The following is a 13,994-nucleotide window of genomic DNA, read 5'->3' as shown; positions in this document are numbered from 1 at the left end:
ATACATGCGATTAACCTTCACTACCTTCTTATTACTCCTGGCTACAGGAATATCTTTTTCACAAAACATCAAGTTCGAAGCGAAAGATATATACTATTACCGGTACCCGATGAAGCCGCTGGATAAATCGGCAAAAACATACTCCTATCGATTGGAAGATCTGGGTAATGATCTCACACCGTGGCAGCGCGATTCGCTGGCGAGTGCTTTGCACATACCGGGCTTTCAGCGCGTGCGTGAAAACGGCGATGTGCAGCTTGAGCTTGTGGTGAGTCCGCTTACGGTTACGAAGAAAGAAGCGATGGACAAGCCTATCGATGTGGAGAAGAACGGAAAGAAGTCGGTGATGCACCAGTACTGGTACGACATTATGTATACTTTCCCTATGAAGATCCGCGTGGTAGCCAAAGGCCAGGTCATTACCGAGCAGGACCTGGAAGGTTTCTTTACTGCGAAGTACTATCCGCAGGATAACTCTTCACTCAGCAGTTTACAGCAGGAATACGAGCGTGACTATAGCTTTAAAGATCGCCTGCATTATGAGCGCACCGAGCAGCGCCAGCGCGAAGTACGCGAATGGCTCTTCAGCAACTATGGCTACGGCCTGTATGGCGACCGCATTGAAGTGGGCTATGTAAAAGACAGGAAAGACGAATATAGCGATCTGCAAAAAGCATTCTCGCTGCTATACGGAGCCTTTGCAGGCGCCGATAAAAAGATAGACTACCTGAACGATGATTTTAAAGCCCGGGTAAACGAAGCGATTGGTATATGGGAGGCCGCATTGAAGGAATCAGGCGAAGAGAAAAGTGCACGCATCAATCGCAAAGTTACCGCTATGATATACTATAACCTCGGGCTGGCGTATTATGGTCTGAATAATTTTGACAAAGCAGAAGAGTGGCTGCAGAAGATCGGTAAAGAAGCGAGTTCCAGTACGGAGCATCTTACCTATACCCTGAAACAAGTGGTAGCCGACAAACGCGCGCGTTTTGCTGCCAACGGTTTTGTAAACGGTGTGCAGCCCGACCTGACGGATCGCGGTTTTGCCAGACCTGCATCAGTAAAAGGCGGAGCCCCGCAGACGATGGCAATTGACCCGATTGCCGGCAGCGGCTTTCGTGACTATATCGTGCTCACCCCGGGCGATACCATGGATGTTCGCTTCGTCATGCCCTCGCACGATAGTATGCCTTTTGGCGATTCGGTATGGATGGAAGACCAGATCATCGTACTGAAAGACAACAAGCGCGTGGAAATATACCCGCAGGAGATACACGGGTATAGCTATAAAGGTGTGTATAAAGAATCGCTGCGATGGGTAAAAGACATGAACACCAGCCCGTGGACGTACGAAAACAAATTCTGCCGGCGGCTGGTGAGTGGTGCTATACCGGTATATAAATACTACTATGTTACCACGAGCATGCAAAATCGCACCAAACAGATTGTAGCCACCCGTATGTACTATAGGAAAGGCGATCAATTGCTGGAGGTTATGTTCCTGAATTTTAACCGGGGCGTATCCAAGCTGGTAGCCGATTATGCAGAACTATCGGAGCGCGTGAAGAACGGAGCTTTCCAGCGCGAAGATTTTGTAAAGATTATAGAAGAGTATAACGCGTGGGCGAAGAATAAGTCGAAGGGATAATGGTATACAGTATAGGTAAGATGAAGCAGGTATTTACAAGGCGAAGCGCAACGATGTTGCTGTTTCTAGCGGTGGCATTTCCGGAATCGTTGCTCGGTCAGCAGACCAGCGACCGGTTAACGCTATATTTCTCGGAAGTGCGGGCGGGCAAGAATCCTGCTATACCCAACGAGGTATTGAAGGCCGACCATGCCAAAGCTGTGCTGACAGCATTAGCGACATACCAATCCGATACGCTGGCCAGCGTGCGATTGAAAGTATATACGATTGAACACCGGCTGGGCCATGAATCAAAACAGGGCGCTGTTCGCCAGGTGGCCGTTGATAAACTGGTGCAAGGTGCCAGGGACAAAGACAGCGGCAATGCCGGGCTTGCTTTGGATTACCTGACCACTTTTGGTAAAGACGATTTCACCGCGGCATCGAAAGACAGCCTGCGAAATATACTTCGCACCAACCCGGCACACATCGACCAGGTATTCAAACTTATCGGCTTCCTCGAACTTGCGGATGTGAAGGAAACCATTCGTCCCTATACGCTTGCCGGAAACCCGCAGGCCGTGCGTTGGGCTGCGCTTGTGTCGCTGGCGCGCATGAACGATCTGCCGGCCATCAACGAAGTGATGAGGCGCGTGCGCAAGCTCCCGGTAAACGATGATGTGATCTACAAAATATTTCCTGACCTGGTATATACCCGGCATACGGAAGCCATTCGCTATATGGTGGAAGTTTTATATAGTGATGAGAAGAACTGCCTGTCTGCCGATGCCGAGCGGGAAGAACCTATTCCATGCGCTTACCGCATTATGGAACAACTGGCTCCCATTATAGACGGTTATCCCCTACCCCTGGATGAGTCGGGCGATATAAAGACAAACGATTATCAGGCTGCCCTGAAGAAAGTACGTGAATGGTTTTCGAAACACAGGAACTATACAGTGCTGCGGGATCGGTTTTGAGTGATTGAAGAAAAATATAGTACAGGTATAGTTTTACGATATGAGAATACATTTACCGGTAGCAGCTGCCCTGCTTTTTACCATTCAACTCCTGGCCTTCAACGGCTTCGCGTACACCGACTCTACCAAGGTGATGCGGGCAAAGGACTTGCCGCCTTCCGTACAGTCAGAACTTTATCGCACCTTCAATAACCTGAATGCTATACCATTGGCACAGGCTGCTTACGATCCGATCATGGTGCCGCAGGTTGTGCTGGCTGATTCACTGCAAGAACAGCGCGCGTATGCCAATGCATTGCTTGAAAAAGTGCAGGCGAGCCAGCGTTTCATTCAATCGCTGGATGAGCTTTCGGAAATAGATTTACCCGCCGGTGTGGTAAAGGCAGGAGGAGGCGTTGACTATAGTATACTTGTTGATCGTTTGACGGCAAACACGCAAGGTGCAATCCTGGATGTATATGTATCGCTGGCATTACCACAGACGGGTGATCGCATAGCGTTTCACGGAAAAGTTCCACTGTCGGCAAAGGGCGGTATAGCCGGAAGTGCCAAAGTATATCTCATCGGCGATCATCCTGTAAAGTTCAATGGTTCTACGTTGCTCACCATCAGGAGCACTCCCAACACTTATGTGGAATTTGACTGCAACGGTTTCAAGGGCGTGAGTATAGAAGCCGAGGTTCAGTTTTCACGCGACCTCATTATTCCGGAAGATGACAAAGGCAACGCCAGTCCGAATATAAATGATCGTGTCAAAGTAAATTTCACTACGTACGCACAAAGCCTGAACGATTTGATGGTAGGCATCAGTATGCCTGCTTTCCAGATCAAAGGCTTGAGTGGTTTTGGATTCAAAGTAACACAGGCATTTATAGACTGGAGTGATCTGGCCAATCCACCCGGTATAAGTTTTCCGAAAGACTATCCGGTAGAGAACGAACACCCGTTGCTATGGCAGGGTTTTTATTTACAACGGCTTGAAGTTCGCTTCCCTGCTGCCTTTGCCAAACAGAAAGGCGACAACTCGCGCATTGTTATCGGAGCAGAGAAAATGATCATCGATAACCAGGGATTTACAGGCGGGCTGTTTGCCGATAACGTACTCAGCGCCGGTAATATGAACGGATGGTCTTACTCACTTGACCATGCGGAACTTTTCCTGGTAACAAACCAGGTACAGGGCTTTACACTGGCCGGCACGATTTCGGTGCCCAATCTGAAAAAGAAAAAAGATAACAGTGCTACCAGTTTCGGATATAGCGCGACACGAAGTGCCGATGGTAACTATATATTTTCCGTTGCGCTAAAAGAAGACCTGAAGTTGCCGCTGCTGATGGCCGACCTTACACTGAATCCGGGGTCATCGATCATTGTAAAAGAGAAAGACAACCAATTTTATCCTACCGCTATACTCAATGGGCAACTCGGTATAACAACGGTAAGCAGCGGCCCGAAGGCGAGTTTCAAAGGTATAGCTTTCGAAGGTCTGCGCATCAGCACAGAAGCACCGTACTTTGATATACAGTCGGTAAGCTTCGGTAAAGAAGGTGAGCAGCAATCGGCTTCCAAATATCCGCTCGTCATCAACAACATTGGCGTGCGCAAAGATGGATCTGACAAGATCGGTCTGGGGCTGGATGTAACGATCAACATCGGGGGAAGCTCATCCGAAGGTGGGTTTGGTGGTACAGCAGCACTCGTAGTGTGGGGCAAGCGTGAGACGGTAAATGTTACCAACACAGAAGGCGCTGTTACCGGCACCTCCACAGGCGACTGGAAGTTTGATAAAGTGGAGATCAGCGGTATAGGAGTAAACTTCAAAAAAGCAGGTGTGATTGAAATAGCCGGTATGATCCGCTTTTATGAAAACGACCCGGTATATGGCGATGGCTTCAAAGGTTCAGTTTCCGGAAAGATTCAGATGATCTCCCTGAAAGTAGATGCACTCTTTGGCCGCACACCCGACTTCCGTTACTGGTATGCTGATGCACTCGTAGAATTTACACAGGGTTTACCACTGTTCCCCGGCTTCTCCGCGTATGGCTTTGGTGGCGGTTTCTATTCGAAGATGAAGCAGAGCACATCAGGCAGTGGCAGCACGATTGGCACCACACAATCCGGTATCACGTATGTGCCCGATGCAAACACGATGGGTATAAAAGCGCTGGTAAAGTTTGGAGCCACACCAAGTCAGGCGCCGTACAATGGCGATGTGTCGCTGGAAGTAGCGCTGAACACACACGGAGGTATAAACTCGGTAACCTTTACCGGAAATATAGTGGTGATGTCACCGGCATTACCGGGCGGGCTTGACCGCATGAAAGAGCAGGCTATGGCCGTTGCCGGCGATAGCAAGGCAGCCGCCAAGCTTCTCGCGCTGGTGCAGGGACAGGTGTCGGCCAATGTAAAGATCCTTTTTGATAATGAGAACGATGTATTGCACGCCAACATGGAGATGTATATCAACGTAGTGGGCGGTGTAATCAAAGGTATAGGCCAGAACAACCGTGCGGGCTGGGCGGTGGCTCACTTTGCCCGCGATGACTGGTATATGCTGGTGGGTACGCCAAACGACCCGGTAGGTATAGAACTGCTCTGGATGCTCAAGATGAAGAGTTACTTTATGATGGGCAAAAATATTCCGGGCAGTCCGCCACCACCACACCAGGTATCGGAGATACTCGGTATCGATGCTTCCGATCTTGACTATATGCGCGACCTGAATGCAGCCGCATCGGGCTTCGGGTTTGCCTTCGGCATGGACTTCAGTTTTGATACCGGTGATCTGCATTTCCTGATGTTCTACGGACGTTTCAGCGCGGGTATAGGAACCGACTTCATGATCAAGAAGTATGCGAAGGAATATCACTGTGTGGGCTCCGATGAAACGATCGGTATAAACGGCTGGTTTGCCAATGGTCAGGCGTATGCCTATATACAGGGCAAGATCGGTATCAGAGTACATCTTAGATTTTACAAGGGTAATTATGAGATATTGAGTATTGGTGCAGCCGCTATACTGCAAGCCAAAGGCCCGAATCCTTTCTGGATGCGCGGTATAGTCGGAGGTAAATATCGAATCCTGCACGGACTTATAAAAGGTAGTTGCAAGTTTGAAGTAACCCTTGGTAAAGAATGTACCGTGGTGGGCAACAGCAATCCGCTGGAAGATGTACACATCATTGCAGGCGTAACACCGGCCAAAGATGAAAAGGACGTAGATGTATTCAATGCACCACAGGCGGCTTTCAACATACCGATAGAAGACGAGTTTGAAGTAACTGATTTGGAGAACCGTCATCGTACGTTCCGCGGTAAACTGGTAGAGTTCTCCGTGAAGGATGGTGTTAACGCCATTACCGGCACCACGCGCTGGAATGAAGATCACGATGTAGTGGTACTCGACCCTGACGATGTTCTGCCCGGCAAGAAAGAACTGAAAGTAGTGGTAAAGATCACCTTCGAAGAGAAAGTAAATGGCGTGTGGAAAACGGTTCAGTTTGAAGGAAAGGATGTGGAAGAAAATGCAGAGACTACATTTACTACCGGCGAAGCCCCGGATTATATACCGGCCTCCAACGTAAGTATATCCTATCCTCTGCCCGGCCAGTACAACTTCTATCCGAAAGAATACAACCAGGGCTTTATACAACTCAAGAAAGGACAACCGTACCTGTTTACACCGGGTGCTGAATGGTCGCAGAAACTACACTTCACCGATGTGAATGCTCAACGCTATGCGGAGACTGATATAAAGTATAATGATTCTGACAGGAAGGTATATTTCACAATCCCCGATGGTATACAAACCGGCAAACTATACCACCTGGAAATCCTGAACATACCGCTGCAAAAACAGGTACTGGATGCCAACGTAACGAAAGTGGAGACCGAGGTTGCCGGAAGCAATGGACAATCCACGGTGACTACCAAAACACTGGAAGGCGATCTTACGCTACGCGATGCCAAGACAATTTATACATTGACCTTACGCACCAGTCAGTACAATACATTCAAGGAAAAGATGGCAGGTATACAGCAGGCGCAGGCCATGCGTATGCAGTTACCCGAACCAAATATATTCCAGTTGATTTCTCATTTAAGTACACCCGAGTGGCTGGATGAATATGAAGTAACCGGTGGTAATGGCTTTGAGAAACTTGTACAAGGCGAAGCCATACTGGACGACAACAACTGGTATAATAAGAATATATACCCCCTTGTTTATGAGGGCTATCCGCTCAATGGCAATATGAGCATTACTAACCGCGATGCACTGGTATTGGGTGTTCCTCCGGTTCGTTCGGTATACATTGAACAGGCAGCTTACTATCCGGTGCTGACCGAAAAGGCTACGGATATACCGGCGATCACTATAACAGGCGATCTGAAGTATGACCTGATGCAGCCGATGTTTGCCGACTACCGGGATATTCAACACCAGGTAGCGAACTATGTAGTCGATCATCCCGAACGTGTAACGCCACGATTCAGCACGCTGCTCACGAGCGGCTTCCCGGTATATAAATATGGAAAATATAGTCTGCGGTTCAAATATGTTATACCGGGCGTAAACAAGGTAAGCAGTACATACGACCTGGAAATGTTCAACCCTATACCGGACTAGCGAAGTGAGAAGAAACACAATGAAAAAGATACTATTGATAGCGATAGCCGGATTTGTGGCTGTTGCAGGATACGCACAGCAAACTGCAAAGAAGTCAGAAGCGATTCAGGTAATTGCGCGACCTTCTGCCGATTCGGTTGTTTTACGCTGGGCTCCGATTGGCACGGACCAGTGGCTTAAAGCCAACCGTGCTGGCTATACCATCGAGCGGTTTACACTGGTACGCAATAATAAAGTAGTGCAGCCGGTAGAGCGAAAGCAATTAACTACATCGCCTGTGAAACCTTTACCGGAAGAGCAATGGCAGAAGTTTATCGGCAACAAGTATGGACTGGTAGCAGCACAGGCGCTCTATGGAGAGACGTTTGAAATGAACATTGATCCGGGCGATGTGATGCAGATTGTCAATAAAGCAAAGGAAAATGAACAGCGCTATTCCATCGCCATGTTTTGTGCCGATATGTCGCCTGCTGTAGCCAAAGCACTGGCTTTATACTGGAAAGACACACCGGTGGAAAAGAATGTAAAATATCTCTACCGGATCAGTGTTTACAACGGCACCGATACACTGAAAGGCAGTGTATTTGTAAACACGGCTGACAAATATACCCTGCCTGCGGTTACGGATGTTACGGCACAGAGTAAAGGCAACGTAGTAACGCTTCGCTGGAAGCAGGCAGACTTTGAAAGCTTCTATACCACGTATATAGTAGAGCGATCGGAAGGCGGCAAACCGTACGTACAGGTTACGGACATACCCGGTGTTACCCTGAGCAAGACAGGACAGGAAAGTAAATATCAATATGCTGTAGACACGCTCGCTGCCGTGGATAAACCGTATACATATCGTGTACGCGGTATTACGCCTTTCGGTGAATACGGGCCGGCATCAAATGTTGTTGATGTAAGAGCAAACAAGACCACGGTATCCAGTGTGTTCATTACTTCGGCACTAAGTCTGGACAACAAGAGCATCGATGTGCAATGGGAATTTCCTGTGGCTGAGAATGATGCGCTGAAGGGCTTCGAAGTAACACGTGCTGCAAAAGCATCCGGGCCATACAAGACGATTCATAAAGATATACTTCCCATAACAGCCCGTGCCTTTAAAGATACCAATCCGCAGCAATCCAACTACTACAAGATCAAAGCAAAAACACTTGATGGAACGGAGATTATCTCCATGCCCTACCTCGCGATGCTAGTGGACAGTATACCACCGGCTGTGCCGATAGGCATGCAAGGCAAGGTTGATGAGTTTGGCAATGTTCGCATCAGCTGGAAACGTAATACCGATGCCGATATATACGGCTACAGAGTTTACCGCGCGTACTACCAAAGCGAAGAGTTTGCCCTCATGACGGGTGAACCCTTGAAAGACACTACGTTTACGGATCGCGTAGAATTAAAAAGCCTCAACGAAAAGATACACTATCAGATCATGGCGATCGACCGCAATCAGAACCACTCTGCCTTATCGGCTGTACTGAGTCTTGCTTTACCTGATAAAGTTCCTCCCATGCCGCCGGTGTGGCTCCCGGTCAAATCAACAAAGGAAGGCGTAGAGCTCAGCTGGCAACCCAGCGGAAGCCAGGATGTTGTAAAATATGAAGTATACCGCAAAGGCGATGGCGGGCAGTGGATACGACTGACCACCAAGGCAGCGGGGAAAGATTCAGTATATACCTATACCGACCAGAACCTCAACAGCAACGCAACCCAATACTATACCGTGATTGCTGTGGATGAAGCTTCGCTGGAATCACCTCCCACACCGGTAGTATCCGGGTTCAAGTTGCCTTCGCTTAAAGCGGCTGCAGCGGTAAACGCTGTTATCGATCGCGTGGGTAATAAAATTATACTCCGCTGGTCGTATGATGACGCCAATGCTGTTTCCTATCGGATCTACAGGAAGATGAACAATGGACAAATGATGCTATACCGCACCGTAAAGGAAAAACAGTTCAATGATACCGGTGTGATTGTGAACAACAACTATAGCTATGCAGTCATGGTGATTTTCAACGATGGCAGCCAGTCGAAGTTAAGTAAGGAAGTAAAAATAGTTTATTAGGAAATTGAAAATGCAGGTTATGAAGATAAGATATTGGTTGCCCGTGATGCTTGCACTTGTAAGCTTCTCTGCCTACTCACAATCCTATTATGTAGTGATTACGTTTACTCCACATGGAAATACCACATGCGGTAATAACTATTACACTCTTCCTTCAAGGATTGCAGGAACGATCAGTAATTTCAATGGAAGTAGTCCTGTGAATTTTAGTGTATCTACTTTTGATCACTCTTTTCAAAAGAAAGTAATGTTACCGGGCCCACTAAATGGCTATAAGATTGCATATCAAAATCAAATCGCTCCGGATGGTATTAATTGGACAACTACCTGTGACTCCCATACCATTTCATCTACGTCAGCAATTGTTGGCACCTTGTATACCGATCCCAATAACTACTTTAATTTTACGTATTGCTCGGAGCCTGTAACAAAGCAGTCATTCTCTATAACCGGTGGTGATTATGGCGACTATCTGACCATCTCAAAGATCGAGCATACAAGTCCGGCACCAACGTGGCAGGTGAGTATGGATGCTATTACCTGGAAATCATTTACGATGCCGCCTGCAAAGGGTGGGTATGTTCCTGAAACCCAATCGGTGGGCACTTATTTTCAGGTAGATCGCGACATGCTTCGAAATGTATTAGGCTCTACATTTTATGGCAAGCCTATATATTTTCGCTCAGCTTATACGAATGTCTGCTTTACTTCTACTTCTGACCCTAGGACCAGTCCTTTTGTTTTCGCGCTCAAGCCAACGGTTACAATAACTTCTTCTGAAGACGTCAGGTGTAAAGGCGAATCAAACGGAACAGCTACACTCAATATACAGCATCCGGATGTAGACAGGTTTGTTATCACCTGTAAGAATCTGGATAACTCCGCCTATGATTTTCAGATACCGGCAGCGTACCGAGGCGACAATGTTGTTTCCGGATTACGTGCCGGAAACTGGCAGTTCATCATTGAGAACAATAACTCGGTAAATGCCAGTGACTATGGTTCGGCCTCTGAAACGATTAACCACACTGCAAACGAACCTTCTCTGCCACTTACCACTTCTTTAACACCAAAAAAGTATAACGGCTTTGATATAACCTGCAATGGAAGCGCGGATGGCGAAATTACCGGCAGCGCAGCCGGAGGAAATGGCAACTATACCTATTCGTGGTCGCAGGACGCAACGCTGGCTTCTGCCTCTGCAACGGGACTCAAGGCAGGAAGCTATACCTTCACGGCAACAGACTATAAAGGATGTACTGCCAGCAGTTCGTTGACGCTCATTGAACCAACCAAGTTAACCGTGGCATTAACGTCTACAGGAGGCAAAGGTGGTTATGATGTAAGCTGCTGGGACAAGAGCGATGGTGCGTTGCTCGCGACAGGAAGCGGGGGTGTATCGGGTTATATCTATACATGGTCAACCGGAGCAACCGGCAATTCGATCGCTGCACTTCCGGTAGGCAATTATATCGCTACTGTAAAAGATGGCAACAACTGTACTGCGCAGGCATCAAAAACACTTACGGCACCTGTTAAAATAGATTTTGCTATCAACGAGCTTGCATCGCTTACCTGTCCCGGTGATCAGACAGCTATACTGGAAGCTAAACCGGTAGCTTCGACTATCATTGGTTCAGCGTACTATAACTGGGCTTCCGGTGAAACCGTATCTACCATCCAGGATAAAGGAGCCGGTACATATTCGGTAACCGTATCCGATGATCAGGGATGCAGCACAACCAAATCCAAAACGCTTACCGATCCGCTCCCCTATACGGTCTCTATCTCGCCTTTATCCAACTATAACGGAAGCTATATCAAATGCAACGGCGACAGCAACGGTTCACTGGCAGCCATTGTAAAAGACGAGAACAACAATACGGTAACCGCACAGGATTACCTGTGGACGGTGGGCAGTTCAACAGTAGGCGAAGGCGCAACACTGTCAACCATTAATAATCTCAATGAAGGACAATATAAAGTGGTTATAACCTATCGCAGTCAGTGCAAGGCCGAAGCATCGTTCTTTTTGCCCGATCCGGAAGCCGTTGCCGTAACTGTATCTCTGGCCAGTAACTACAATGGTCAGGCCATCAGTTGCTACAATATGACCGATGGAAAATTACACGCTATTGCTTCAGGTGGCACGGGTGCACTGTCGTATTCCTGGAATACAGGAGCAACAGGTTCTTTACTCACCAATGTTGGAGCCGGTTCGTATACCGTTACTGCCAAAGATGTAAACGGGTGTATCGGTACGGAAGTAATGGACATTCAAAATCCTGATCCTGTACAGGCGCTGATCGCGAATGTATCGGATTATGCAGGCTATGGTATATCGTGCTACAACGCAAGCGATGGATCGATCACAGCAGCGGGTACAGGAGGCACAGGGGTGTATACGTATTCATGGTCGAACGGAAAAACATCCGCGGTCATCAATAGCCTTGCAACCGGTAATTATACGGTGACTGTTTCGGATAACAACGGTTGCAAACAAAGCATCAGCCAGGAGATTACTTCCCCTACTGCATTGTCTCTGGCAATTGCCAATCAGAAAAATATATCATGCTTTGGTGGTAATGACGGAAGTATACAATTGCAACCCTCCGGTGGTGCAGGAAGCTATACTTACTCGGATGACAGCAAAGCAACCTGGCAATCGGGAAATATATTTGACAACCTGGCACAGGGAAGCTATACCCTTTATTTGCACGATGCCAATGGCTGTGAGAAAAATATAGCTGCTACGTTAACGCAACCCTCACAGATTGCTATATCCTTTACCAATATTCAGCCTGCGTTTTGCAGCAATCCAACGGGAACAGCTACAGCCGTAGTATCCGGTGGTGTGAGCGGCTATGCCTATCGCTGGCAGGATTCAAAATCCAACGTGGTGGATATGGATGCAGTGCTATCGAATGTAAAGAGCGGCATTTATACACTGCTCGTGCAAGACAAGAACGCCTGCTCCATGACAAACTCGGTTGCGATAACAAGCAACGATGGAGCGAAATCGACATACACCGCTACAGCCGCAAAATGCTTCGACTCCGCTGACGGCAATGCTGCCATCACGATCACAGAGGGCGATGGACCGTTTGTGATCGAGTGGCCGGATGGTCAAAGTACATTGCAAGGTATAAATCTGAAAAAAGGAACTTACAATGTACTCATTACCGATAGCCACAACTGTACGGTAGTACAAGCAGTGGATATACCGGCTCCGGATGCACTTCAACTGGCTGTTAAAAGTGAAACCATACCGACCTGTAACGGCGTATGCGATGGACAGTTAACGCTGGAAGCAACCGGTGGTGCCGGCGGCTATATCTACCAATGGAATAACCAGACAAGCGCAACCCAAACGCAACTGTGTGCGGCTGTATACCCGGTAATATTGAAAGATGCCAACGGCTGTACACTCCGGCAGGATGTAGAATTGAAACATCCTGACCCGATCCAGCTAACGGTAGTCAATACCACACTGCCAACCTGCAAAGACGGTTGTGACGGAGCCCTGGAAGTAACAGCCCAGGGTGGTAACGGTGGCTACACCTATACCTGGGCAACGGGTGGAAATTCAAACATCAAAAACAATATATGTCCCGGAGATTACACCGTGGCTGTAACCGATGTAAAAGGATGTAAAGGTGAGAGCACGGTTACCCTTAGCAACACACCTGCCCTGCCGCTTGACCTGGGTGGTGGCGTTACATTGTGTGTCGGTCAGAAATATACGTTGGATGCCGGTGCAGGCTGGAAAAGTATAGCCTGGGGAAGCAATACCGGTTTGAACAGCGCAGACCAGAAGGTAACGGTGAGTGAAGCGGGACGTTATTGGGTAGAAGTATATAATGACAAAGGATGCATGTCGCAGGATACGTTTCTGCTGCAAACCTCATACGACCTGTTGAAGGCGGCATTCCTGATGCAAAGCCAGGCAGCCGTTGGTGATACGGTAGTAATGATTGATATATCATGGCCGTTACCGGAACGCATCGAATGGAATTATCCGCCTGAAATGACCAGGCTCCTCGACAACGGCGATGTAGTATACGGTCAATACAGGAACGCAGGTGTTTACGAAGTTACACTCGGTGCACACCTGGGTGAGTGTTATGACAAGCTCGCCAAAACCATTACGATTATTGAAGGAGCCGGTGGCTCCGGTGGCGGAAGACTGGGCTATGAAGAATATGTAAAACAGTTTACGCTGTATCCCAATCCCAACAACGGAGCATTTCACGTAGGTGTGGAGCTTGCTGAAGTAATGCCGGTTACGGTGAGTGTATGGCACGCCCCTACCGGAATATTAATCACGCAGGTTCAAAAGAGCGGAGGCAAACAATACGAACTATACTTTGACCTTAGACCGCTGACTTCCGGAACCTACGTGCTGAGGCTGGATTTTGAAAAAGGGAAACGATATATACGGTTCGTGGTGGATTAAAAGTGAGCCAAGCGCTATAAATTATCGTGATACCTTATTTTTCAGGTATGTTTTAGAATAAATAAAGCTATATACTTGTCGTCACAGTTAGCCTTTAAACATTTTGGGGCAGGAAGAATTTCCTGCCCCTTTTACTATCCCTTCCAATCTGATCAAATGCTGTTATTGTCCGCGCTTCGCCCGAACTCCGCACGCCATGCAATTGAGCTATTAATGACTACTGATTA

Annotated in this window: 5 protein-coding genes; all 5 read left to right on the top strand. The window is 47.9% G+C overall.

The features are described 5' to 3' along the window. Positions 1–1,651, top strand: a 1,651-nt coding sequence (locus V7Q33_RS15005; protein WP_333820351.1) for a tetratricopeptide repeat protein, incomplete at its 5' end; no start/stop codon positions are given. Between the two features lie 20 nt (positions 1,652–1,671). Next, positions 1,672–2,610 carry a hypothetical protein gene (locus tag V7Q33_RS15000; protein WP_333820350.1) on the top strand — a complete coding sequence of 313 codons (939 nt, stop codon included), beginning with the start codon at positions 1,672–1,674 and terminating at the stop codon, positions 2,608–2,610. Between the two features lie 40 nt (positions 2,611–2,650). Beyond that, a complete protein-coding gene (locus V7Q33_RS14995) occupies positions 2,651–7,237 on the top strand; it encodes a hypothetical protein (protein ID WP_333820349.1) in 4,587 nt (1,528 codons plus the stop codon). Positions 7,238–7,256: 19 nt separating this feature from the next. After that, entirely contained in the window at positions 7,257–9,311 is a 2,055-nt protein-coding gene (locus V7Q33_RS14990) for a fibronectin type III domain-containing protein (RefSeq protein WP_333820348.1), read from the top strand. Between the two features lie 19 nt (positions 9,312–9,330). After that, positions 9,331–13,767: a hypothetical protein gene (locus V7Q33_RS14985; protein WP_333820347.1), complete on the top strand. Its 4,437-nt coding sequence runs from the start codon at positions 9,331–9,333 to the stop codon at positions 13,765–13,767. The last annotated feature ends 227 nt before the right edge of the window (positions 13,768–13,994 follow it).

The organism is Ohtaekwangia sp., assembly GCF_036786105.1.
Taxonomy (GTDB): Bacteria; Bacteroidota; Bacteroidia; order Cytophagales; family Cyclobacteriaceae; genus Ohtaekwangia.
Note: the sequence above shows the minus strand (reverse complement) of the source record. Positions and strands in the feature narration are given on the sequence as shown.

Bases quoted from the DNA above. Each gene is read 5' to 3' on its own strand.
- V7Q33_RS15000 (WP_333820350.1), top strand. From the start codon at position 1,672: ATGAAGCAGGTATTTACAAGGCGAAGCGCAACGATGTTGCTGTTTCTA.
- V7Q33_RS14995 (WP_333820349.1), top strand. From the start codon at position 2,651: ATGAGAATACATTTACCGGTAGCAGCTGCCCTGCTTTTTACCATTCAA.
- V7Q33_RS14990 (WP_333820348.1), top strand. From the start codon at position 7,257: ATGAAAAAGATACTATTGATAGCGATAGCCGGATTTGTGGCTGTTGCA.
- V7Q33_RS14985 (WP_333820347.1), top strand. From the start codon at position 9,331: ATGAAGATAAGATATTGGTTGCCCGTGATGCTTGCACTTGTAAGCTTC.